General features: G+C 69.4%; 15 protein-coding genes. 7 read left to right on the top strand and 8 right to left on the bottom strand.

Annotation, left to right across the window (positions count from 1 at the left end):
* Window positions 1-285 precede the first annotated feature (285 nt).
* The 3 genes from C4T78_RS03520 to C4T78_RS37370 all read left to right on the top strand — a co-directional run bounded on the left by C4T78_RS03520 (window position 286) and on the right by C4T78_RS37370 (window position 5,477).
* Entirely contained in the window at window positions 286-3,642 is a 3,357-nt protein-coding gene (locus C4T78_RS03520; RefSeq protein ID WP_093348500.1) for a TM0106 family RecB-like putative nuclease, read from the top strand.
* 185 nt (window positions 3,643-3,827) lie between these two features.
* The gene (locus tag C4T78_RS03515) at window positions 3,828-4,832 is read left to right on the top strand and encodes a helix-turn-helix domain-containing protein (RefSeq protein ID WP_177247411.1); all 1,005 of its coding nucleotides are present in this window, start codon (window positions 3,828-3,830) and stop codon (window positions 4,830-4,832) included.
* Window positions 4,833-5,162: 330 nt separating this feature from the next.
* Window positions 5,163-5,477, top strand: a complete 315-nt coding sequence (locus C4T78_RS37370) for a response regulator transcription factor (RefSeq protein WP_093347310.1) — start codon at window positions 5,163-5,165, stop codon at window positions 5,475-5,477.
* Between the two features lie 155 nt (window positions 5,478-5,632).
* On the opposite strand, the gene C4T78_RS03505 is transcribed toward C4T78_RS37370, so the two are convergent.
* The 7 genes from C4T78_RS03505 to C4T78_RS03475 all read right to left on the bottom strand — a co-directional run bounded on the left by C4T78_RS03505 (window position 5,633) and on the right by C4T78_RS03475 (window position 16,240).
* Window positions 5,633-6,196: a GNAT family N-acetyltransferase gene (locus tag C4T78_RS03505; protein WP_093347313.1), complete on the bottom strand. Its 564-nt coding sequence runs from the start codon at window positions 6,194-6,196 to the stop codon at window positions 5,633-5,635.
* Entirely contained in the window at window positions 6,197-9,208 is a 3,012-nt protein-coding gene (locus tag C4T78_RS03500; protein ID WP_093347315.1) for an amidohydrolase family protein, read from the bottom strand.
* A gap of 4 nt (window positions 9,209-9,212) precedes the next feature.
* Window positions 9,213-11,546 carry a peptide chain release factor N(5)-glutamine methyltransferase gene (prmC, locus tag C4T78_RS03495; RefSeq protein WP_093347316.1) on the bottom strand — a complete coding sequence of 778 codons (2,334 nt, stop codon included), beginning with the start codon at window positions 11,544-11,546 and terminating at the stop codon, window positions 9,213-9,215.
* Between the two features lie 17 nt (window positions 11,547-11,563).
* Window positions 11,564-12,799: an aminotransferase class I/II-fold pyridoxal phosphate-dependent enzyme gene (locus tag C4T78_RS03490; protein WP_235863049.1), complete on the bottom strand. Its 1,236-nt coding sequence runs from the start codon at window positions 12,797-12,799 to the stop codon at window positions 11,564-11,566.
* A gap of 97 nt (window positions 12,800-12,896) precedes the next feature.
* Complete coding sequence (locus tag C4T78_RS03485; protein ID WP_093347320.1) at window positions 12,897-13,853, bottom strand: prephenate dehydrogenase/arogenate dehydrogenase family protein; 957 nt, start codon at window positions 13,851-13,853, stop codon at window positions 12,897-12,899.
* The gene (pabB, locus tag C4T78_RS03480) at window positions 13,853-15,910 is read right to left on the bottom strand and encodes an aminodeoxychorismate synthase component I (RefSeq protein ID WP_235863050.1); all 2,058 of its coding nucleotides are present in this window, start codon (window positions 15,908-15,910) and stop codon (window positions 13,853-13,855) included. Before pabB ends, C4T78_RS03485 begins: the two co-directional genes overlap by 1 nt.
* A gap of 51 nt (window positions 15,911-15,961) precedes the next feature.
* Entirely contained in the window at window positions 15,962-16,240 is a 279-nt protein-coding gene (locus tag C4T78_RS03475; protein ID WP_235863051.1) for a chorismate mutase family protein, read from the bottom strand.
* A 491-nt stretch (window positions 16,241-16,731) separates the two neighbouring features.
* Between C4T78_RS03475 and C4T78_RS03470 the strand changes: the two genes are divergently transcribed.
* Together C4T78_RS03470 and C4T78_RS03465 are read left to right on the top strand one after the other, a co-directional pair.
* Window positions 16,732-17,904, top strand: coding sequence for a 3-deoxy-7-phosphoheptulonate synthase (locus C4T78_RS03470; RefSeq protein ID WP_093347326.1), 1,173 nt, complete (start codon window positions 16,732-16,734; stop codon window positions 17,902-17,904).
* A 123-nt stretch (window positions 17,905-18,027) separates the two neighbouring features.
* Entirely contained in the window at window positions 18,028-18,819 is a 792-nt protein-coding gene (locus C4T78_RS03465; protein WP_235863052.1) for an SDR family NAD(P)-dependent oxidoreductase, read from the top strand.
* A 53-nt stretch (window positions 18,820-18,872) separates the two neighbouring features.
* Here C4T78_RS03465 and C4T78_RS03460 read toward each other — a convergent pair whose 3' ends face one another.
* Entirely contained in the window at window positions 18,873-20,609 is a 1,737-nt protein-coding gene (locus tag C4T78_RS03460) for an MFS transporter (protein WP_235863053.1), read from the bottom strand.
* A gap of 498 nt (window positions 20,610-21,107) precedes the next feature.
* On the opposite strand from C4T78_RS03460, the gene C4T78_RS03455 reads away from it, so the two are divergent.
* Together C4T78_RS03455 and C4T78_RS03450 are read left to right on the top strand one after the other, a co-directional pair.
* Window positions 21,108-22,565 (top strand): flavin monoamine oxidase family protein, encoded by a 1,458-nt coding sequence (locus C4T78_RS03455; protein WP_093347331.1) that lies wholly within the window; start codon window positions 21,108-21,110, stop codon window positions 22,563-22,565.
* A 571-nt stretch (window positions 22,566-23,136) separates the two neighbouring features.
* Window positions 23,137-24,702, top strand: coding sequence for an AMP-binding protein (locus tag C4T78_RS03450; RefSeq protein WP_093347332.1), 1,566 nt, complete (start codon window positions 23,137-23,139; stop codon window positions 24,700-24,702).
* Window positions 24,703-24,719 lie beyond the last annotated feature (17 nt).

Raw genomic sequence — 24,719 nt, 5'->3', positions numbered from 1 at the left:
AGGGAGGCGGCGGCTGGCTGAGCGCGCCGAACACCGAGGGCGGTGGGCTGGACGTCGAGCTCGCCGACGGGAATCACTTCCCGTTTCGGTCCATCCGGATGGAACCGTGCTCGCCGTGCGCCTGCTTCCCGGTCGCGACTGATCTGAAGCCGCATACCTGCGGGCACAGCGGTTCGGTCGAGCACTGCGTCGCGCATCACCCGCCGGTGCGGCGGCAGCGGCGGCTCGGCGTGTCGGTACCCGTGGTGCTGGCTCGGATGGGTGCGCATGCCAGACTGCCTGGCGATGCATACGCCGTCCGACCTCGCCGATCTGCTCGAATGCGAGCACCGCAGCATTCTCAAGCAAGCGCTGGCGGCGGGGGTGCCCGGCGCGCCGCGTCCGAGCACCGCGCCCGACCGGTTGGCCGTCAAGCACGGGCGCGCGCACGAGGCCGCCACGCTCGAGCGGTTGCGTGATGAGCGCAAGACCGTGGTCGAGATCGAAGAGCCCGATCAGGTCGCCGCCGCGAAGGCCACCGAGGAAGCGCTGCGGGCCGGCGCACCGGTCATCTACCAGGCCGTTTTCCACGACGGCGAGTTCTCCGGGCGCGCCGACTTCCTGCTCCGCGATGACCAGGGCCGCTACGAGGTCTACGACACGAAGCTCGCGCGGCACGCCAAGCCGTCGGCGGTGCTGCAGCTCACCGCGTACGCCGACGCGCTGCGCCGTGCCGGCTGGCCGGCCGGGCCGGAGATGCACCTGCTGCTCGGCGACGGCACCAAGCGCAGCCTGCGCGTCGACGACTTCCTGCCGCTGCTGGACCGGCTCCGCAACCGGCTCGTCACGCGGCCGCCCGGGCTGCCGGAACGCATGTGGGCCGACGAACGGCCCGCCTGCAACGGCTGCGGCTTCGCCGACCACTGCTCTTCCGCGCGCGAGGCGGACCGGGATCTGTCGCTGGTCGCGGGCATGCGCGGCGAACAGCGGCGCAAGCTCGTGACGGCCGGGTTGGGCACGATCGACGCGCTCGCCACCGCCGAGCCCGCCGACCGGCCGCGCGACATGTCGGCGGACACCTTCGCCAACCTGCGGGCGCAGGCCGCGATCCAGGTGCGGCAGGACCGGACCGGGGAACTCGCCTACGAGGTCATCGACCCGACGGCGCTGGCCGAGCTGCCGCCACCGAGCCCGGGAGACGTCTTCTTCGACATGGAAGGCGATCCGTACGCGCTCGCCGGCACCGGGCTGGAGTACCTGTTCGGCGCCGTCACGCCCGACATGCGGTTCACACCGTTCTGGGCGCACACGCGGCTCCAGGAGAAGCGCGCCTTCGAGGAGTTCATCGACTTCGCCACCGCCCGGCTCACCGACGATCCGGACGCGCACATCTTCCACTACGCGCCGTACGAGGTCACGGCCGTCAAGCGGCTCGCCGCGGTGCACGGAACGCGCGAGGAAGCCGTGGACGAGCTGCTGCGCGGCGGCCGGATGATCGACCTGTACGCAGTGGTGCGCAAGGCGTTGCGCGTCGGCCAGCGGTCGTACTCGATCAAGTACCTCGAACCGCTGTACATGCCGGAAGCCCGCGACGGCGAGGTGAAGACGGCCGCGTCGAGCATCGAGGCGTACGAGGACTACCTGACGCTCACCAAGGCCGGTGACGCCGAAGAGGCCGACGAGGTGCTGCGCGGCATCGCCGACTACAACGAGTACGACTGCGTGTCCACGTTGCGGCTGCTGGAGTTCCTGCACCGCGTCCGCGAGGAAGCGGGCATCGAGCTCGCCGCCCCGGCGCCGGAGTCCGAAGTGGACGCTCTGATCCGGCAGACGGAGGAGGAAGAGGCCGCGCTGCGCCGGGCCGAACGCGCGGCCGCGCTGGCGGCGCTGGTCGACCCGCTGCTCGACGGCCTGCCCGACGATCCCGCTGACTTCACCCCGGACGACCGCGCTCGCGCGCTGCTCGCCGCCTCCGTCGGCTACCACCGGCGCGAGACGAACCCGGCGTGGTGGGAGTTCTTCCGGCAGCTCGCCGCGCCGGTCGGCGACCTGGAGGTGGACACGACCTGCGCGGTGCCGGTGTCGGTGTCGGCGGGGGAGTGGGTGCCGCCGTCGGGCCGGCTTCGCACGGCCAAGCGCACGCTCACGGTGGCGTGCGACCCGGACCGGCCGCATCCGTTCGCGGTCGGCGACGGCGTGCGGCTGCGGTACGGCGCCGACGCGCGGGACGCGAAGGTCGTGGCGGCATCGGCCGTCGAGCTGACGCTGGAGGAGAGCAGCACACCGGACAGCACGTCGAACGAGCTGCCGGTCGCGGTCCTGCCGGGCGGCCCGGTGCGGCCCGCGCCGAAGGACGAGGCGGTGGCCGACCTGGCCCGGCTGGTCGGCGAAACCCTCCCGGAGCTGCCCGCGCACCCGGGCGTGGACCTGCTGCGCCGGATCCCGCGATTGCGCGGCGGTGCGCTGCCCGCACCGGGCGAGGACTCGGTGGCCGCCGTGATCGAGGCGGTCGACGCGCTCGACGGATCGGTGCTCGCGGTGCAGGGCCCGCCCGGGGCGGGCAAGACGTACTTGGCGGGCAAGCTGATCGCGCACCTCGTGCGGTCCGGGCGGACGGTCGGTGTGACCTCCAACAGCCACAAGGCCGTGGAGAACGTGCTGTCCGCCGCGCTCGGCAACGCGCCGACGATGGCGTGCGCGAAACGGCCGCGCCGGACGCCGGATCCCGCGTTGCCGTGGGAGCAGCCGAAGACGAACAACGCGCTGGCCAAGTGGCGCGACGAGCACAACGACGGGCACCTGGTCGGCGGCACCGCGTGGACGTTCGCCAACGCCGCCGTGCGCGAGGAACCGTTCGACGTGCTGGTGATCGACGAGGCCGGGCAGTTCGCGCTCGCGGACGCGCTGGCGGTGTCGATGTGCGCGAAGAACCTGGTGCTGCTGGGCGATCCGCAGCAGCTGCCGCAGGTCGTGCAGGGCACGCACCCGGCGGGCGCGGAGGCGTCGGCGCTCGGGCACCTGATCGGCGACGCGGACATCATGCCGCCCGAGCTGGGCTACTTCCTGGACCTGACGCGGCGCATGCACCCGGCCGTGTGCGCGCCGGTCTCCCGGCTGTCGTACGCGGGTTTGCTGCACTCGCACCCGGCCGCGGACCGCTCGATCGACGGCTTCGCCTCCGGGCTGTACCTCGCGTCGGTGGAGCACCGCGGGAACACCACCCGGTCGGTGGAAGAAGCGGCGAAGGTCGTGTCGGTGATCGCGGAGCTGCACGGGCGCACGTGGCAGGGCCGTCCGCTGGAGGACGCGGACTTCCTGGTGGTCGCGCCGTACAACCTGCAGGCGCGGACGGTCACCCGCGCGCTGGCCGATGCCGGTTTCGGCGACGTGCGCGTCGGCACGGTGGACCGGTTCCAAGGCCAGGAGGCCCCGGTGGTGGTGACGACGATGACGTCCTCGTCGGCGATCGACCTGCCCCGCGGCCTGGACTTCCTGCTCTCCCGCAACCGGCTGAACGTGGCGCTGTCGCGAGCGCAGTCGGTGGCGGTGCTGGTGTGCAGCCCGCGGCTGCTGGAGGCGGACATCCGGACGGTCGAGCAGATGCGGCTCGTCTCCGGGATGCTCGGACTGCTGCGGGACGCCCACCCGTGGCCCGCCGGATGACCACGTCCGGTCCGCGCGTGCCCCGGCTTCCCGTTCCAGGATTCGGACGTCGGCAACGGGAATTTTCATTCCGGGTCGCGCGCCGATCGTACAAAGGTGGCGGTTGACCTTCCATCGGCTTTGGCCCATGATTCAAGATCGGCGTGTCGATCATGCGGGTGTGATGCTTGTGGCGAGGGAGATATGTGGTGGTCCGGGTTTGCACGGATGACGTACCATTCGGTGAACGCGTCGATTACTGGCAGCACGTGGTGTCGGACAATTTCGTTCGGTGCGTCGCGCGGATTGACAGAAGAGACGAGACGTTCTGGGGTCGCATAGTTTCGACCAGTCTCGGGGCCGTCCACTATTCGCTCATCGAGCATTATGCGTCCAGCGGTTACGAGATCTCCCGCAGCGCGAAGCACATCCGCCAGGGCGAGGCGGACGATTACATCCTCGAACTGCAGCTGGGCGGTGAATCCGTCGTGCTCGGCCAGGACGGGCGCGAGGCCGTGTTCGATCGAGGCGACTTCGGGATGCTGGACGTCACGCGTCCGTCGCTGCTGGCCTGCCGGCCGAATTCGTTGGTGCGGGCGATATCGCTGACCTTCCCGCGCCACCTGCTGCCGCTCCGGGCCGAGGCGGTGCAGGGCCTGACGGCCGTGCGGATAAACGGCGGGTCGGGCATAGGCAAGCTGGTCTCGTCCTTCTTGATCGGACTGGCCGAGAACCTCGACGAGGGCGTGCCGTACGGGGACGACGCGGTGCGGCTGTCGAACGTCCTGCTGGATCTCCTCGCGGTCGGCCTGACCAGCAGCGCGGCCGGCGATTCGGTCGCTGCTCCGGAGAGCAGCCGCAGCGTGCTGCGGACCCGGGTGTACTCCTTTATCGATCGGCACCTGCACGACCCGGAATTGTCGCCGAACAAGATAGCCGAGGCGCACCACATTTCGACCCGCTACTTGCACAAGCTCTTCGAGGGCGAGGAATCCACGGTGGTGGAGTGGATTCGGCTGCGGCGGCTGGAGCAGTGCCGGCGGTACTTGGCCGATCCGGCGAAGCGGTGCAGCTCGGTGGGCGTGATAGCCGCCCGGTGGGGTTTCCGGGATCCCAGCTACTTCTCGCGGTTGTTCCGCGCCACGTACGGGATAAGGCCGCGTGAATACCGCATGCTGAACTTGGAGCAGAAGATCCCGAGTCCGCTGTAGGACCCACCGCCTGTAGTGCTTCTGCCCGAGCGCCCGGCATCCGCGGGCCGATCCCGGTTGCGCCGAATTCCACACCGGGGCCGAGCAGTTCGCCGTGGGTCCAGGTGTTGTGCGCTGTAGTCCAGGTGAGCGGCCCGGGATCCGGATAACGTGACCAGACGGCGCTCCTTGCGCCCGAGTGCGGCCTGCTCAGCGTCGAGCGGTCCAGCAGGGAGTCTGGGGTCCCAGTGCGGGTGTGGTGGGGTTCACAGCCCTGGGCTCAGGTCAACCGGTAAATCACCAATCTCACTCAGGGAGATCGCGGATGTTCGTTGTGCCGATGACCCGAATATGCTCGGTTGCGGTGGTTCGAGGCCCGTTGTTCGGCGTGAGTGGAAGATGAAGCCCGGTGCGCAGGGATGTGGCGTCACCGCGACGTGCCTGATCTGCAAAGAAGGCGAACGGATCGACCTGTCCCGCCAGATCGTGTGCTACTTGGCGGTCGGTTACACCGATGAGCAGATCGCGCGACGGCTCTCGTTGAGCGTGCGCACTGTTCGGCGCAGGATAGCCAAGATAATGGAAGAACTCGACGTCGTGGGCAGGTTCGCGGCCGGGGTGGAGGCCGCGAGAAGCGGGTTGATCTGCCCAAGACTCCTCTGTTAGGCGGCGATCTCCTCGACGGGCGGGGCTGGGGAGTTCTCGGGGAAGTGGACGTGGTCGTGGTGTTCGCCTGTTGAGGACGCCCCCGTGCTGAGCACGTGAAAGAGGTTGGTTGGACCCTGCGTCGATGCGTCGATCGCAGGGTCCAATGTCTATGATCACGACGCCCGGCGAGATCTGCGCCATTCCTCGGCGAGCAGGGCGTAGCGGTACTCCCCGCCCCACTCGCCCTTGAAGAACTGCGATTCGAGGAAATGCGCCTCCCTGCGCATGCCGAGGCGCTCCATGAGTCCGGCCGACGCGGAATTGCGCGGATCGCACCGCCCGATTATGCGGTGCAGGCCGAGCTCTTCGAAACCTATCCGCAGCATTTCGGCGGCGGCCTCCGAGGCGTACCCCTTGCCGTGGTGGTCGGGGTGGAGGACGTAGCCGAACTCGCCCTGCTGGTCGTGCCGGCTGAGCCAGATCAGGAGCGTGTAGCCGACGACCTTCCCGCCGAGTTCGATGGCGAGCATCAGGGTGTCGCCCTCCTCGCGGAGGGCGTGCTGCTTCAGGCGGACGGCGAGTTCCTTCGCGTTGTCCTCGGGAGTGCGTGGCTCGTTGAGCAGGTACCGGGCCACGTCGGGACGCGACTCGAACTCAAGCATGTCGTCCTCGTCGCGTTCGGCGAACGGCCGCAGGACGAGGCGTGCGGTCTTGATGGGAGATGTGATTTCGATCATTCAGCTTCCTCTCCGGCAGCAGGCTTGCGGTGCGTAGGGCTGCGGTCGAGCGCCGCGGCATTCGGGCAGGTTCTCGAACGGTGCCAAGAGACCCGCCACGTCGTGTTCGTGGCCGTCGACGAAGACGCGCTCGATGCGCGAGGTGTCCCGGATCTCCCGGAGGGGGTCGCCGTCGATGATCAGGAGGTCTGCCCGCGCCCCCGCTCTGATGCAGCCCAGCTCTCCTTCGGCGCCGAGGGCGACCGCGGCGTTGGAGGTCGCGGTTCTCAGCGCGTCGACCGGGGAGAAGCCGTGCTTCACCATGGCGCGGAGGTTCTGGTGGATGCTGATGCCGATGTCGTCCAGCGGCGCGTCCGTGCCCGCCACGACGAGCCCGCCCGCCCGGTGGACGCGGAGCAGGAGATCGACGTCGCCTCGCGTCCAGGCTCGGTTGAGCTCGTTGCCGGGGCCGGCGGCCTGGCGCGCCTTCTCCTTGAGGCGCTCGTACTCCCACCAGGGGAAGAGGACCTTGGTGCGACGATCTTCGACGAGGTCGGGAGAGTCGACGAACATCTCGTTGGCGAACAGGAGAGTGGAGGACACCCACATGTCCGAGGAGCTGAGCAGGCGGATCGTGTCCTCGGCCGTTCGGCCTCCAGCAGCGCTGAGCGTGCGCGAATAGCCGAGCCTGTTGCCGCCGCCGGTGTGTTCCATGCCGTTGAGGCCGGTCGCAACGGCGGGGTAGAGGTAGTGCGAGACGACGGGGATGCCCCGGTCGCGCAGCTGCTCGACGAGCGAGCGCTCCAAGGTGACGGGCAGGCGCTGGTACGACTTGACGACGTTGTAGTCGAGCGCCACGATGCGCTGCAGTTCCCGGGCGAGCTGCGCCTCGGACGAAACGGTGCGCATGAACGCGAACGAGTTGCGGGTGCCGTCCAGCGGCTCGCCCGAACCGAGGAAGCGCGGCCCCACCGCGGCCCCGGAGTGGATCGACTCGCGGGTTTCCAGCATCTGATACGCGGGGTCGCCGGGTGAGCGGCTGGTGGTCACGCCGTACGCGAGCCAGAGCGGGCCCTGTCTGCTGCCCCACTGGCGGCCGCGGAAGTGCCAGTGGTTGTGCACGTCGATCAGTCCCGGGATGACGCACTTGGTGCTCGCGTCCACCGTTGGCGTGACGTCGGGCCGCGCGGGATCGACAGCGGTGATGAAGCCGTTCTCGATCCTGATGTCCACGTTCTCGCGGTACCCGTCGGAGTGCCCGTCCCACAGCGTCCCCGCCCGGATCGTGGCCGCGGGCGGTGGTTTCCGCTGCCGGCAGGTGATGGGTGGCGTGTGCTGCTCGCCGCCGAGGATCACCACCTTCCCGAAGGACAGGAAGAGAACGTCCCCCGAAGCGGAGACGGAGACCGAATCGGCCACCAGCTCGGACAGCGGCGAGGGAGGGCCCGCGATCGTTCCGTCGCGGGCCACGGGCACGCGGTGCACGAGGCTGTCCACCACGGCGATGAGCGACTTCCCGTCCGGCGACCACAGCGGCCCGTCGCCGTTGCGGGTCGCGATGGACCGGTGAGGTGCGATCGATTGGACCGTGCTGTTCCCGCTCTCGACGTCCACCACCATGATGTCGTTGTGACCGGCGGCATCGCGTTCCGAGGCCGGCCTCGTGACGGTCATCGCAAGGTAGCGGCCGTCAGGGGACCAGGACGGTTTGCCCGGGTAGTCGGCGGCGGGCACGAGTTCGCGGATCTCGCTCGTGGTGAGGTCGAGCACCGAGGTCGTCCCGGCCTCGTCCTGGAAGGCGATCCGGTCACCGCTCGGGTCGACGCTCGGGACGAACGCGCCGTCCGGGAGATCGGTCAGTGGCTCGCAGCCCTCGCCGATGGTGTGCCGCCAGAGGTTGGCCACACCGCTGCGGTCGCTGGAGTACACGACGGACCGGCCGTCGGGCGCCCAGGAGGGGTCGGCGTTGAAGTAGCCGTCGTCGACGATCTTCTCCGCTGCTCCGCCCAACCGCAGCAACCAGAGCGCGTTCAAGGCGCGGAAGCACACCGTGGAGCCGTCAGGGGAAAGCGCGGGGCCGACGATGCCGCGCAGTGCCGCCTGCTCGGGCAAGGAGATCGGCCGCCGGATCTCCGGTGGACTGCCCGGGGCCGCCAGCGCTGCGCTGAAGGGGATCGCCACGAAGTCCCGGTCTCCGGTGCGGCGTCGGCGTATGTGGCCGTCGGCGCCGTACGCGAGCTCGTCCGCCGACAACCACGCGGGTGGCAGCGGGGCGACCTCTTCGGCAGCGGCGGACAGAGCGGTTCCACCGCGGAAGAGCGTGGACCGCGGGCCGTCCACCAGCACGTAGGCGAGATCGCCGCTCGGACCGTAGGAGGTGCCCCGGAAGGACTGTCCCGCCGGGGCCGTGTGGAGCACTCGCCGGTCGCCGGTGGCCAGATGCAGGACCTCGACAGCCGAGTCACCAGCGACGTAGGCGATCCGCTGACCGTCCGGATGCCACGTGGGCGCGCGGTAGGCGAGCTCGTCGTCGGTGCCGACCAGCGGCCGGGGCCGGCCGTCGGCGCGGTCGAGCAGCCACACCGCGCTGGTGCCTCCGGCGTCGGAGACGTACGCGACGCGGCTCCCGTCCGGGGAAACGCACGGGTCCACGTCGTACTGCGGGCCGCGCGTCAGCCGTTCGACGGCCCCGGAGGCCACGTCGACGGAAGCGATGTCGTAGACCCCGTCGCGGAAGGACTGGAACGCGATCCGCTTCCCGTCGGGGAAGAACGACGGCCAGGTCGCGTCCTCGGCGTCCTCGGTGAGCCGCCGGGCCTGCCCGCCGGCGAGCGGGAGGACCCACAGCACGTTGCCCGCGTCGAAGGCCAGGACGCGCGTTCCGGCGTGGTGCGAGAGGGCGATGTTGGTGGCCTGGCGGATGATGATCCCGGCGCCGTGCTCCGGTGCCGGCGGCGCGGTGCACCCGGTCAGTGCCACCGCGCCGCCCACCACAACGCCACCCTTGAGCAGGGCTCGTCGTGACAACGTCACCAGGTCATGCCTCCAGGTACTGCGCGACGACGTAGCGGGCGAAACCGTCGTGATCGGTGTGGCTGGTCACCGAGGTGAACCCGGCCGACCGCAGGATGTCCACGACGTCGTCGACCACGGTGTCGTAGTGCTCGATCGCCAGCACTCCGCCCTTCTTCAGCAGGCGTGCCGCGGTCGCCGCGATCGAGCGCGTGAGGTCGAGCCCGTCCCACCCCGAGTAGATCGCCTCGGTGGGCTGGTAGACGGCCCATTCCGGGGGGATCTGCAGGCTGTGCGGGACGTACGGCGGGTTCGCCGTGATCAGGTCCACGCCACCGGCCAGATCGGCCAGCAGATCGGGATCGGAGGCGTCGCCCTCGATGAACTCCGCCGCGTTCGGGACCTTCTCCTGCAGCCGCTCGGCGTTCCGCCGCGCGCACTCAACGGCCGCGGCGGAGATGTCGACGCCGGTCACGGTCGCGTCGGCGCGCAACCGGGCGATGGCCAGCGCGATGGCGCCGGACCCGGTGCACAGGTCCACCGCGCGGAGGCGGTTGACGGAGCACCGCGCGAGCGCGTTCTCGATCATCGCCTCGGAGTGGACGCGCGGGATGAAAACGCCTTCGTTGACGTGGAATTCCAGGTCGAACAGCGTTGCGCGGCCGGTCAGGTACTCGAGCGGCACCCGGTCGGCCCGGCGTCGGACCAACGACCAGAACTCCTCGGCGCCGGCTCCGGTCAGGGACGCGTCGAGGTCCAGGGTCTCCGGGGTGCTGTGGGTCACGTGCGCCGCCAGGGCGAGAACGTCCTGCCGGGGAGCCCAGACCTGCGCGGAGGTGAGGACTTCCTGCGCCCTGTCGACCTGATCCCGGACAGTGCGGACTTCCGCGCTCGCCGGGGCGCCGAACTTCGCTCGGCAGTTGTCGTAGTAGGACCGCAGCCACTCGACCATGTGCGGGTGCAGCCGCGAGGAGGCGAGGAGCTCGGGCGGCGGGGTGAACCCGGCGTCGATCTCGTCCGCCCACCGCGTGTAGATCGGCTTCAGGTCGGCCGCCAGGTACTCCTGCCAGTCGGTCGGGATGTTCCAGTGGTGCTCGTAGCCGGTCGCGAGCATGTGCTCGACGGTCGTGTCGATCACGGCCTCGCGGGACACGCCCTCCAGCGGCGCGCGCTCCGGGGTGAAGGCGTCGAGGTCCAGCTCGGGTTCCTCGCCCGACAGCCGGCGGGCGAACTCCCGCGCCAGCAGCGGCGAGAGGAACAACCCGTCGCGGTAGGTGCCGGTCATCATCCACAGGCCGTCCAGCGGTGTCTCACCGAGCAGCGGGAAGCCGTCGAGCGAAACCGGCCGGTTGCCGACGTTGACCTGGACGATGCTGCTGGACCACAGGTTCCGGCGGATCTGCCGGTGCGCGCAGCCGGTCAGGAATTCGAGGTCGCGCAGCACCGGGTCGGCGAGCGGCCGCGGGTTGATGATGTTGGTCGCGCCGACGTACACGCGCCCCAGACCCCGGGGCACGACGTGCAGACCGCAGGCGAAGGCGCGGTTGGGCGTGCGGATCACCGACTCGGGCTGCGTGCCGTCCTGCGTGGTCATCACGACCGACACCCCGTAACCGGCGACCAGGCGGGGGATGCACGCGCCGAGGCCGGGAACCGAGTCGATCAGGTCCTGGGAGCCGACACCGCCCGCCAGCACCACCTTCCGGGCGCTCAACGTCGCGCCGCTGGCGAGCACGACGCCGCGGACCTGCCCATCGCTGTTGACCAGCGAAACGGCCTGGTCGTCCACGACGTGCACGCCCCGGTCCTCGGCGGTGCGCTCCAGCCGCCGCAGGAGTCGCCCGGAGTCCACCGCGTGCTCGCCCGGAATGTGCAGCGCCTCCAGCGGACGCGAGTTCGGGTCCGGGTCGAGCCAGGAGATGTCGGCGGGGTCGACGCTCTCGTAGGGCTCGTCGTACTTGTCGAGCATCGCCCGGATCGCGGCGTAGTTCCCCGAGTCGATCGGGCCGCTGCCGACCGTGTTGAGCAGCACCGTGGTGCCCGATGCGGTGAGCAGCTCGGTGCCGTCGGAGGTGCCGTCGGAGATGTTCTGCAACCACTCCGGCCAGATGTCCTTGGCCTTGAGGTCGAGATCGAACTTGGTCATGCCGTGCGCGTTGTCCAGCAGCGCCGTCGTGACCTCGCCGAAGCAGCCGAGCATGGCGCCGGCCGCGGCCGAGGCCGCGTACGGGCGGTGCGCCGGGCCGATCAGCGCGACCGACCCTTGACGTCCGGCCAACTCGACGGCGAGCGACGAGCCGAGGGCGCCGTTGCCCACGACGATCACGTCGAAACCTGGCTGGGAAGTACGGGAACTCATCCGCTTCTCCTGGTGATTCAGACTGTGGTGAGGTGGTGGGCGATCGACTCGATCTGGACCGGCGTGTGCTTGGCGGAGATCGCGAAGCGCAGCAGCCCGGTGCCCCGGGCGACGACCGGGTAGAAGACCGGGAAGCAGAGGATTCCCGCCGCGCGCAGTCGCACTGCGCTCTCGAACGCGGCCTCTTCGGTTTCCATGGCCAGCCCGCGGATCGGGGAGGGCGCTCCTGCGTTGACGACGTTGCGGGTGGTGCACTCGTCGAAGAGCGCGACGTTGGCCCACAGCTGGTCCTGGAGCGTGGCGACCGTTCCGTCCAGGTGCATGCGCGCCGATTCCGCGTTCGCCACCACGTGGGTGATCATGTTGGAGTGGCCGAAGACCATCGGGTTGGCTTCGCGGCGCAACACCTCCGCGTCTTCCGGCGAGTGCACCAGGATGACGCCGCCGGAGCCGCCGAAGGCCTTCGACAGCGAACCGACCAGCAGCACCTGCGGGGGGATCCGGTTGCCCAGCGCCTCGAAGGCGTAGCCGGCTCCGTGGGGCCCGCTGATCGAAGTCCCGTGCGCGTCGTCGATGTAGAGGTAGCCGCGTTCTTCGCCGACGGCTTCGCTGATGCCCGCGACGTCGATCAGACCGCCCATCGACCCGATCCCGTCGACCAGCACGATCGGGGTCCGGTTCTGCGACCGGGCCTGCGCCAGGGCCGCGGTGAGGGTGTCGGGTTCCTCGCTGCGGAACCGGATGGCCGGGCCGGTCTGCTCCAGGACGCCGCGAATGCACTGCATCGATGCGTGCGCCGTCCGGTCGATGATGAACAGCGGGCCGTTGCCGGAGACCGGGTAGCCCTTCAGGATTCCTGCTCCGAGCAGGGGGAGCACTCCCAGGTGCACGCTGCTGACGGAGTTGAACACCACGCTGGTCATGCCGGGGTAGATCTCGCCGAACAGTTCCTCCAGCTCGTCGATCTCGACGGGCTGCATGCTGTTGCGCGAGGACGAGAAGTGGATTCCGTACTTGTCGATCGCGGAGCGCGCCGCCTGGATCAGACGCGGGTGGTCGTCCAGCCCGAGGTACGAGCACGACACGAACTCCACGCATTCGGACCCGTCCGACAGCCGGACCGTCTTCCCGGAACGGCCGGTGATGGTGTGCCCGGTCAGCGCGGCTTTGACCGCTCTGTCGTACATGTCCGTGGTGGCCGCGGACCGCCGAACGATCCGGTTGGTCGGCAGCACATCATTCACGCTGGTCACGTGGCTCCTTTGGAGGGTAGTAGCGTGCATTGGCGGGTGAAGCGGATTGATGCGGGTGGAGCGACGGGACGTGTGAACGCGGTGCCGGGCGGCGTGCTCACCGCTCGGCGGTGCGGGAATCGCTTCTCCGGGCGACCAGGGCGCCGAGCAGGTGAGCCGCGTCGTCGGCGAACCGGTCGATGTCGTCGCCGAGCCACGTGCGCAACCGGGCGAACGCGAGCTCGAAGGCGGTGTCGTCTCCGGTGAGCACCTGGTCGTCCAGTTCGCCCACCGATTCCCGCAGGGCGGTTCGCGCCGTCGCGCCCGGTTCTCCGGAGTTCTGGATGTCCCAGTAGGTCTCCGGGTTCGCCGTCAGCACCCGAGCCGCCAGCGCCAGCAGGGCCCGGGCAGGCGGGGGCGAGCAGGCGATCACGTCGGCCGGCGGCAGACCGAGACGCGGCAGCGTGGTGGCGAAGCCGAGGATGACGGCGTGCGCGACTGCCTGGACGACCGTCACGCACCGGTCGTGCTCCCCGGGCGAGAGGTGGTGCACCTGGGCACCGGCTGCACCGATCAGGTGCAGCAGCCGGTCCACGTTCGAGCCACCTCGCACGACGGAGGCGGTCACGGTGTTCCCGACCCAGCCGAGCGACGGGTGGAAGAGCGGATTGAGGCTCACCAGTGGGCGCGGCGCGAGAACGTCGTCAGCGGCCTGGAGGAAGCGCGCTTTGCGGGACAGCGTCTCGACGATGCTGACGTCGTGGCCGACGCATTCGTCGATGACGTCCACGGCGGCCAGCGCCGCCCGCTCGGGAACCGCGACGATCACCACGTCGACGTCGGAGAGCGCTCGCCGGAGTTCGGGCGTGGGCCGGCCGATGTCGGCCTGCACGCGGAGATCGGGAACGCCGCCCGCGGGCGGCGTTCCCGAAGGGGAGTGCGGGTCGATCGCCGTGACGTGCCAGTCCGCCTCGGCCAGCAGGTCGCCGAACAAGCGGCCGACGTTGCCGTAGCCGACGACCGCGACCCGCGGGCGCGGGTCCGCGTCGTGCCGTGCGCGCTGCTCGTCGGCCATCAGATGTCCTCGATGGCCGCGCCGAGGGCCGAAACCATGGCCCGCGACTTCACCAGCGTCTCGCGGTACTCCTCCTCGGGGTCCGACAGCGAGACGATCGCTCCGCCGACGCCGAAGGTGCAGGACCGCTCGTCGTTGACCAGCGTCCGGATGACGATGTTCAGATCGGCCGCGCCGCTCAGCGAGAGCCAGCCGATGGCACCGGAGTAGTAGCCGCGCGCTCTCCGCTCGAGCGAGTCGATGATCTCCATGGTGCGGACCTTCGGCGCACCGGTCATCGACCCGCCGGGGAAGGCCGCGCGGATGCAGTCGACGGCCGTGCTGCCGGCTGCGAGCTGCCCTTCGATGGTGCTGACGAGCTGGTGCACGTGCGAGTACGTCTCGACGTCGAACAACTTGGGCACGTGCACGCTGCCCACCGCGCACACCCGGTGCAGGTCGTTGCGGAGCAGGTCGACGATCATCAGGTTCTCCGCCTGGTCCTTGACGTTGGTCGCCAGGTCGCGCACGAGTTCGGCGTCGGCTTCCGGCGTTTCACCGCGCGGGCGGGTGCCCTTGATCGGCTTCGCCTGAACGCGGCCGTCCCGGCGCACTTCGACGAACCGTTCCGGGGAGGCGCTCAGAACCGCCGTGCTGCCTGCGCGCAAGTACGCCCCGAACGGAACCGGGCTCGTCGACCGGAGCCGCAGGTAGGTCCGCAGCGGATCGGCCAGCGGGGAGGTCTCGCCGGTGTTGGTGAGGCAGATTTCGTACGACTCGCCGTCGGTGATCGCCTCCAGGCAGGTGGCGATGCTGTCCAGGTATGCGCTGCGCGTCTGGTCGAAGCGGATCCGCGGTCGTTCGCCGTCCTCGGCGCCGGGTGCTTCCGAAGTGGCCGCTCCAGCCGCCGAGCGCCGCTGAACGACCTCGGAGGTCCGGTCGAGCCACTCCGCGCTGCCGCGCATCGTCTCGGGGGCGCGCGGGTCGATCAGAGCCAGCAGGTAGCTGCGGCGGGCCTGGTGATCCACCACGATCGCCCGGTCGGCGAAGATGAGCTGGGCGTCCGGGCGCGGTGAGACGTGCTGGTTCCGCACACCGGTCTCCGCCTTGAGCTCGTAGCCGAGAGCGCCGACGTATCCCAGGTTGAAGTCGATCGGCAGCCGCGACGGGTGCTCGACCCGGCGGTTGGCGAGCTCGTCGTTGAGGTGCTCGAAGAACCCTGCCGCGACCTCTTCGGACCGGCCGCCGGAGGTGATCGTCCAGGTGCCATCGGAGACGGAGTAGCTGAGGTGTTCGGCGAGCGGGCCCGAGTCGTCGCCCATGATCGTGAACCGGCCGACACCGCGGTCGGCGCTGGAGCTGTCGAGCCAGAACGCGTTCTCCGAGGATCCGTACAGCTCGACGAACAGCTCCTGGGTCTCGGGGAGGGCGTCGATCTCCCGGCATTCGATCCGGTACCGCGACCGGCGGTGAGCGGGTGCGGTCGGCTCGGACGGCGAGCCCCGGTCCTCCACCAGCCTCCGGAAGTTGTAGAGCAGATCGGCGCCGAATTCGCTGAGGATCGATTCCGGGTGGAATTGCACGCCCCACTGCGGTGCGCGCAGGCTGCGAAGGGCCATGACGACGCCGTCGGCGGTCCAGGCCAACGGCTCGACGTCGGCGGGCAGATCGCCTGCGGCCAGCGAGTGGTAGCGAACCGCCTTGAAAGGTGAGGGAAGGCCCGAGAACAGGTCCGTCCCGGAGTGGTGCACCTCGCACACCCGGCCGTGCATCGGTTCGGGGGCGTGCTCGACGCGGCCACCGTGCAGGTGGGAGATCCCTTGGTGCCCGAGGCATATGCCGAGGACGGGGATCTGGGACTGCTTCAGCGCGAGTGCTGAGATGCCGAGATCGCGCTCCCGCTGCGGGCGACCCGGTCCGGGGGAGACGACGATGGAGTCGTACCGGGAGAGGTCGATGTCCGACCAGGGCGTGTCGTTGGTGACCACGTGGGGGGCCGCGCCGTTGACGCGATGCAGGAGGTCGTTCAGGTTGTAGGTGAAGGAGTCGTAGTTGTCGATAAGCAACGTCCGCAGCAATGGAACGCTCTCCGCTGGTCTCGTGCGCCGAACTGGGTTCTCCAGGCGCGATCAATTCGACGGACTGTTTCCCATCACGATGTCTTCGACCCGGCACGTCTCGCCGATGATGAGGTCGTAGAGCCGGCGCAGGAAATCGGGGTCGACGCCGTGGGCCCGGCCGTAGTTCGCGGCCCGCTCCTGGACGATCCCGATGCGGTGGGGCTGCATCATGGGGATGCCGTGCTCATTCTTGTGGCGGGCGATGCGGACGCAGCAATCGATGCGTTCTCTGACTATGTCGAGGAGTCGTTCGTCGATGTTGTCGAGCTCGCCCCGCAGCTTCGTCAATGGGGAGGAATCCGCTGAGTTTTCCGCCATGGGCGTGCCTCCCGGGTTTGGGCTTCGGCTTGGTCGAATTACAGCACGCGGTCGGGTGGATCTCCAGGGAATGGCAGCTTCCTGACGTTGTGGGTGCGAAATGGTCGGCCATCTGCGATGGAGGTGGGTAAAAGGCCAGGTCAACGGACTTGTCGGCTGTCGCGGAGCATTTCGTCGAGCTGTTCGCGGAAGTCGTGCGGAAGAACGGGTCGTGCTAGTCTCCGTTCCGGAAAACCGTTCGGCAGCCGACCGCTAGGCTGTTTGTCGGAGACCGTTAGTGAATCCGCGAAGAGGCAGTGCGGCCACACGCAGTCGCGGGGTTACCGATGAAGCTGGACAAAGCCCGCCGTGTCGTTCGTTGTCGTGCTTCCGGGTGACCGGATACCCCACGGGCGGCCATTGCCGCGGGAGAAGGAACGAAGTTTCGCGACGCTCGGTTCATACAATTCAGGCGGTGTTCAGTGACTCTTTCCCTCAACACGGCTGCGGCGGCACAGCAGCCGGACTGGCCGGACGGTGAACTCGTCGAGCGGGCGCGCCGCACCTTGAGCGATCTGCCCGGGCTCACCACGGAGGACGAGATCGACAGCCTCCGCGAGGTGCTGGCCGCAGCGGCGCTCGGTGAAGCCCTGGTGCTTCAGGGCGGCGACTGCGCCGAACGGTTCGCGGACGCCGAGCCCAGCACCGTGCGGCGCAAGCTCGACCACCTCCAGGGAGTGGCGTCGGTGCTGCGCTCCGGCGCCGAGCTGCCCGTGGTGACGATCGGCAGGATCGCGGGCCAGTACGCCAAGCCGAGGTCCACCTCCCACGAGAAGCTGCCAGACGGCCGGAGCCTGCCGAGCTACCGAGGCGACGCGGTGAACGACATCGCCGCTGACCCCGTGCTGAGGACCCCCGACCCGGACCGGTTGCTGACCGCCTACCACAGCGCTCGGGCGGTGCTGGACACGATGCGTTCCTCGTGGATCGGCAGGCCGGCCGCCGAGCGGGTCTACGCGGCTCACGAACTGCTCCTGCTCCCGTACGAGGAACCGCTGGTCAGATCCGGTTCGACGGGGAAGTTCGCGGCGTCCGCGCATTTCGGCTGGGTCGGTGAGCGCACGCGGGACATCGGCGGCGCGCACGTGCGGCTGGCGGAGTCCGTCCAGAACCCGATCGGGGTGAAGATCGGTCCGGCAGTCACGCCGGTGGAGGCGGTCGAGCTCGTTCACAAGCTCAACCCGGACCGGATCCCAGGGCGGCTGACGCTCATCGTGCGCATGGGCGCGGGCGAGGTCGGCAGGCGATTACCGCTCCTGGTGGAGGAGGTGTCCAGGCATGCCGGGCCGGTGGTCTGGCTCAGCGACCCGATGCACGGCAACACCTCGCGCACGAGCGGCGGCGTCAAGACGAGATTCCTGCCCGCCGTGCTGGAGGAGGTGACGACGTTCGTGCGGGTCCTGCGCGAACGGGGGCAGTGGCCGGCAGGTCTGCACCTGGAGCTGACTCCGGACCCGGTGACGGAATGCGTGGACGGCCCCGAGCGGTTCGAGGAACACCTGGCGTTCCCCGACTACCGCTCGGTCTGCGATCCCAGGCTCAACCCGGCGCAAGCGGCACAGGTCGTCGACGCCTTTCTCCTTGCGGCGCGCTGAAAGCCTGGCGACCGAGACCCGCCAACAGGTACTGAGCGGTGCGAGCGCCGCGGCTGCTCACCACGACGAGGAGGAACACATGCTGATGTCCGACCAGGATCGGGTCGAACCCCGGTGGTCCGCGTGACCGGGCCGATGGGGATCGACCTCGCCGGGAAGAACGCGGTCGTCACGGGAGCGAGCCGGGGCATCGGTCTGGCGGTGGTGCGCGAGCTCGTGAGCTGCGGAGCGCGAGTGCTCGGTGGCGCGCGTGCGCCGAGCCCCGCGCTGAGCGAGGCCACGCCGCACGTCCTCGCCGTCGATCTGGCCACTTCGGACGGACCCGCCCGGCTCGTCGAGCACGCGATCGGGGAGTTCGGCGGCATCGACGTCCTGATCAACAACGTGTCCGGGTCGGAGTCGCAGGACGGCGGGTTCCTCGACGTGTCGGAGGAATCCTGGCACCGGGAGTTCGAAGCCACGTTCTTCAGCGCCGTTCGCGCCACGCGGGCAGGGCTTTCCTCGCTGGTCGAGCGACGTGGTTCGGTGGTGATGGTCGGCTCGGTGCACTCCCGGCTCCCGCTTCCGGGAGTCGTCGCCTACTCGGCCGCGAAGTCGGCGCTGGCGAGCGTGACGAAGGCGTTGTCCGAGGAGTTCGCACCGCAGGGAGTCCGGGTCAACTCCGTTTCCCCCGGCCTGGTGCGCACGGCGGTGTGGACCGGGCCTGACAGCGAAGGCGCCAAACTGGCTCGGCAGTACGGGGTCAGCCAGGAGGAGCTGCTCGCCGGTCTGCCCGCTCAGGCAGGCGTGACCACCGGGGTGTTCAGCGAGCCGGAGGAGATCGCGCGCCTGATCGTGCTGGTCGCCTCGGGCGTGCTTCCCAACCTCACCGGGGCCGAGATCGTTCTCGACGGCGGGATGATCAAGACGCTGTGAGCGCGGTGAAGCGGGGGGTGTCCGCTCCCCGGAGGAACGGACACCCCCGGTCGTCAGCTTCCGGCCCCGGCTTCGGGCGCACGGGCCTTCCGCAGCACCACGGCCGTGGTCACCGCGGCGGCGATCAGGATTGCCGCCGCGACCGCGCTGGTGACGTGGATGCCGCTGATGAACGCCGAGAACGCCTGCTGCAGCAGGGCTTCGCCCGCTCCGCCGGGCATGCTTCCCGCGAGTTCCGCGGCGCCCGCGACGCTGCGCGCGGCTTCGCCCGGTGCGTCGGGCATTCCGGACTGGTAGGAGGCCAGCAGGACGCTTCCCAGCACGGCCACGCCGAGGGCGGCGCCGAGTTCGTAGCCGGTTTCGGAGACGGCGGATGCCGCGCCTGCGCGTTCCTCCGGGGCGGAGCTGACCACTGCGTCGTTGGTGAGGGTCTGGGCCAGCCCCATGCCGAAGCACACGAAGGAGAACGCGATGGCGGCGAAGGTCACCTGCTCGCCGTCGGGCAGGAGGGTGAACATCACGAACCCGACGACCATCAGACCGACACCGACGACGAGCGTTCCGGTCGTGCGCAGCCACCGGGAGACCGGGACCGCGAGGAAGCTGGCGAGGACCGCGAGCAGCAGGCCGGGCAGCAGCGACAGGCCGGCCACGAACGGGTTGAGGCCCAGGACGATCTGGAGGTACTGGGTCAGGAAGAACAGCGCCGCGATCATCGCGAACAGCGTGATCAGGTTGAGCATCACGGCGATGGTGAACGGGCGGATGGAGAACAGGCCGATGTCCAGCAGCGGTTCGTCGAGCTTGAGCTGGCGGCGGACGAACACCACCCCGCTGGCGGCGCCGACCAGGAACAGGGCCGCGGCCAGCGGATCGAATCCGTGCTCGGCGAACGATTTGATTCCGTAGACCACGGGGAACATCGCGGCGGCCAACAGCAATACGCTCACCGGGTCGAGCTTGCCGAGCTGCGCGGCCTTGGATTCACGCACCAGGATCGGTGCGAAAACGATGACGAGGATCGTGATCGGCACGTTGATGAGGAAAAGCGAACCCCACCAGAAGAATTCGAGCAGCGCGCCGCCGAGCAGCGGTCCGAGCGCGGAACCGGCCGACAGCGCGGAAGCCCACACCGCGATGGCGGTCTGCCGCTGCCTGCCGTCGGGGAACATGCTCCGGATCAGCGACAGGGTGGAGGGCATGAGCGTCGCGCCCGCGACGCCCAGCAGGGCCCGGGCGGCGATCATCACGCCGGCGCTCGGGGCGAACGCGGTGATCAGCGAAGCGACGCCGAATCCGGCGGCGCCGAACATGAGCAGCTTGCGCCGGCCGATCCGGTCGCCGAGCGCGCCCATCGAGACCAGCAGCGCGGCCAGCACGAACGAGTAGATGTCGACGATCCACAGCAGTTCGACGGAACCGGCACCGAGGTCCCGGCTGATGTGCGGCACGGCGAAATTCAGGACCGTCATGTCGACGGAGATGAGCAGAACCGGCAAGGTGAGCACGGCGACCGCGGCCCATTCCCGCGGGCCCGCCTTCTGCGCACCGGCCGTCGTGATTTCACTGGAGGAACACTCGGACGTCGCATTGTCATGCGACGATGCGTGGTTTTCGGATTGCTGATTCGACGAATCTGCCACGCGGGTGAGGTTACCAGTCTCCTCCGTGCTGCTGATGCCGGTATCCATTTTCCGCGAACCCGGAGGAACGTTAGAAGAGGCGATGATGGCGTAAGGAGGTGCACCTGGTTCCTTCGTGGACCCGAATAGGGCTGTTCTGTTCTGCACGAGCGGCTGTGACGTGCGCTTTTGCCGTTCCGGGTGGCTTCGCCGCGACGCTTCGCGCGCTTAGACGGGCTCGGGTGGCGACAGTTTTCCGCGATAGGGAATGGCCATCGGGATTCGCACGAATGAGCGCCGGAAATGTACCCGGACGTGCTATCACGCGTCTCGACAACCTCCGAATGGGTGTTTTCGTGGCAGGAACCTGCCACCTTCTTGACCTCCGCGCTCCCCGGGCGGGGGAACCGGGGTGTCGCGCGCGTGCGCCGCAGGCGGACGTCGCAGGTCGGCCGCCGGGGCGCGATCGAGGAAGCCGGTGCACCGGCTCGACGCGCCACCGAGCACCGGCCCCGCTCATGGCTCCAGCACACCGGATAGCCGCTCGAGAAGCACGAACGTCAGCAGGTGGGATCGCGCAGGTGGGCGTTGCTAGCCGCACCGGCCGGTGTCACCGCAGCTGATTCCCGGAATGCACCATCAGCGTCCGTTGGGAGATGAGCAAGCATGGCGAACGGAATGGATCGACGGTCGGTGCTGCGCGCCGCCTTCGCGGTGGGTGCCGGTGTTGTCGCGTCACCGGCCACTGCCGCGGCCGCCGGTGCGCGCTTCACCGACGTCGTAGTGATCGGGGCGGGCCTCGCCGGCCTCGCCGCAGCCCGCGACCTGGTCGCCGCCGGCCTCACCGTCACGGTGCTGGAGGCTCGATCCAGGCCCGGCGGCCGGGTCGGTGACGTGCGCACCGCGGGCGGGCTGTCCGTCGACGGCGGTGCGCAGTTCGTGGGGCCGACCCAGGACAACATGCTCGCGTTGGCGCGCGATTTCGGCGTTGCGGTCCAGCCGACCCACACGGCCGGGCGGAGCGTGTTCTGGCGCGATGGAGAGCCGTCCTACTTCGAGGTGGACCACGCGTTTCCGCCCGAGCTGAACGACCCCGCGGTGGACGCCGCGATCGCCGAGATCGATGCGCTGTCCGCCGGTTTCCCGGTCGGCGAGCCGTGGCGCCACCCGCGAGCCGCCGAGCTCGACGCCATCACGTTCACGGAGTGGATCGGCCGACGTTCCTCCAGCGACCTCGCCCACCTGATCCTGGGCAGGGTCAGCGGTTCAGCGGTCGTCTCCGCGCCGCCGGAGGAGGTGTCGGCGCTGTACATGCTCAACTACTACGCCGCCGCCGGGGACAGCCGGAACCCCGGCACCTACCAGCGTCTGATGGGCACCGCCGGCGGGGCCCAGGAGAGCTTCCTGGACGGTGCGGCCCGGATTCCGGAGGGGATCGCCCGCGAACTCGGTGGGCGCGTGGTGTTCGGGGCGCCGGTGCGACATCTCCGCCAGAACCGCGATCACGTCGTCGTGCACTCCGACCGCGGCGTGCACCGCGGTCGCAAGGCGATCGTCGCGATGTCCCCGGCCATCAGCGGTCACATCGACTACGAGCCGCTGCTGCCCGCGGCCCGGCGACGTCTCACCGCGGGGTACCGGATGGGCAACATCGGCAAGTTCATCGCGATCTACGACCGTCCGTGGTGGCGCGAGGCGGGCCTGTCCGGTCAGCTCGTCGGCAACGGGTCGCCCATCGACGTCGTTTACGAGAGCTACCGCCACGGCAAGCACGTGCTGATCGGCTTCGTCGCGCCGAAGCCGATGCGCCGGTTGGACCACGTGCCTGCGAGCTGGTTCGCCGCCGAGTGCAAGCGCGGCCTGGTCGGGTACTTCGGGCGAGCAGCGGCGAACATGTCCGATTTCGGTTTTGTTCGCTGGGACAACGAGAAGTGGTCGCGCGGCGGTCCGGTCGCGGTGACCGCGCCGGGCGTGCTGGCCGGCCACGGCCGCGCCCTGCGCGAGCCCGTGGGGCACCTCCACTGGGCGGGCACCGAGACCACCGACTACTGGATCGGCTACATGGAGGGCGCGGTCCGATCTGGACGACGTGCCGCAGCCGAGGTCGTGACCGAACTCGGCTGACGCTCGGCGGTTTCCCGGATCACCCGGGCTGTGCGGCTGCAAGGTGCGCCGCACAGCCCGGTCCCGCTCGGCACGCTCCGGCGGAACTCGAGAGCGCGGGATCGTAGCCCGCCGCGACGGTGAAACAATCGGCCGTTCACTCCAGTCTTGCCATTTTCACGGACGTGATCGAGATCACCTCCTGCTCGATGGGCGGCCGGATAGTTCCAGGTCAACGAACCTAGTCCTGAATGATTAAGCTTCAGGGGTGCGCTCGGTGGGTCGCCGGTGTCGACCGTTCAACCCACCTGATTGAACTGAATGCAGTATCAAGTTTGCGCACCCGCGATCCGGTGGGTGATCGAACCTGGCGGTGTGTGGGTGGGTGTTGATACCGTCGCGCTCACGTAATCGAGTGGATATAAGACTGAAACATCCGCGACATTCACGTAGCTTTACTGGGGCACTCTGCGGCGGGTTTCCGCCACTGATAGGACATCTGTGGGGGTCATTCGCTGCGCGATCGTCGGGAATTGAACTTCCTGTTCGTCTTGAAAACTGTTGGACCAGTGTGTTCGCGAGTATGGGGAAAATGTCGTTAACTGGGGTGGAGATTTCGGGCGGCTCGGTTCGGGAGTCGACCTTCGAGGACATCGTCGAAGCATTCTTTGCCTGTGCTCGCGCGCATCCCGAACGCCCGGCGGTGCGGCAGAACGGGCGGGCCGAGCTCGCGCTGAGCTACGGGCAGCTGGCCGCCAGGGTGGCGGCGATGGCTCGCCGGCTCGGTGACGACCCCGGCCCGGTGGCGGTGCTGACCGAGCGGTCGCCCGACACGATCGTCGCGATGCTCGGCGTTCTGGCGGCCGGTGGGATCTACTGCCCGGTCGACCCGAAGTACCCGGCGGCGCGGCGAACGGAGATGATCGAGTCCATCGGCTGCCGGTTCCTGGTGGGCACGGCGCCGGATGAGGTGCCGGCGGGCGTCGCGGTGGTCGGCGTGCCCGCCGATGCCCGCGATGATGCGGATCCGGCCCGGATCGATGCGCCCCGGTCGGCGGTCACCGATGCCGGGCGCGGGGCGTACGTGCTCTTCACGTCCGGTTCGACCGGGAAGCCGAAGCCGGTCATGACACCTCGGCGGGCGATCGCCGCGGCGGTCCGTTCGCTGCGCGAGATGATGGGGATGAGCGCTGCGGACCGGGTTCTGCAGTTCGCTTCGCTGAACTGGGACACCTGCTTCGAGGAGATCCTCACCGCGCTCACCTCCGGTGCGGCGCTGGTCTTCCACGACGACGCCCATTCCGGGTCGTTCCCCCGGATGCTGCGCATGATCGAGCGGGAAGAGATCACGGTCCTCGACCTGCCGACGGCCATGTGGCGCGAACTGGTCCGTCACCTCGCCGAGGAGGGGGCGGGGCTGCCCGACCCGGTCCGGCTGGTGATCATCGGGGGCGAGGCGGTGGACGCGGCGGCGATCGCCGACTGGTCGAGCGCCCGCACCGAACACGTCCGGCTGGTCAACACCTACGGCTGCACCGAGACGACCCTGGTCACGCACGCGGTGGACCTGTGCGGGCCCGACGCCCCTGGTCAGGGTGCCTGGTGGGGCGCCGACGTCCCGCCGCCGATAGGCCGGGCGCTGCCGCACGTCGTCGAGGCGCTGGACGACGACGGCCAGCTGCTCGTCGCCGGGCCGGCGCTCGCGACCGGCTACATCGGCATGGAAGAGGCGACCGCCGACCGGTTCCGGGTGCGCGACCTGGGGGACGGCCCGCTTCGCTACTTCCACACCGGAGACCGGGTCGAGCGGGTTCAGGACGGGATGCTCAGCCACCGGGGACGCCTCGACCAGGAGATCAAGATCCGCGGCATCCGGGTCGACCCCGGGGAGGTCGAGGCGCACATCGCCCGGCACCCGGCGGTGTCGGCGGTGGCCGTGGTGGGAGTGCAGTCGGCAGGCCGGGCCACGATGGTCGCCTACGTCGTCCCGGCCTCCCCGGAAAAGGCCGAGACGGTCGCCAAAGACGTGATCGCCAGTTTGCGCGCATCGGTCCCGGCGCATCTCGTGCCGGGCAGAGCACGGGCGGTACCCGAACTCGTTTATACGTCCAGCGGAAAAGTGGATCGCGCTGGAACGCACCGGAAGCACGCGTCGTAATCGCGAGGCGATGACCG

Origin of the sequence: Saccharopolyspora kobensis (genome assembly GCF_900108315.1) — a bacterium.
GTDB lineage: Bacteria > Actinomycetota > Actinomycetes > Mycobacteriales > Pseudonocardiaceae > Saccharopolyspora > Saccharopolyspora kobensis.
The sequence above is the reverse complement of the archived record's forward strand: the minus strand, read 5'-3'. Positions and strand labels throughout refer to the sequence as shown.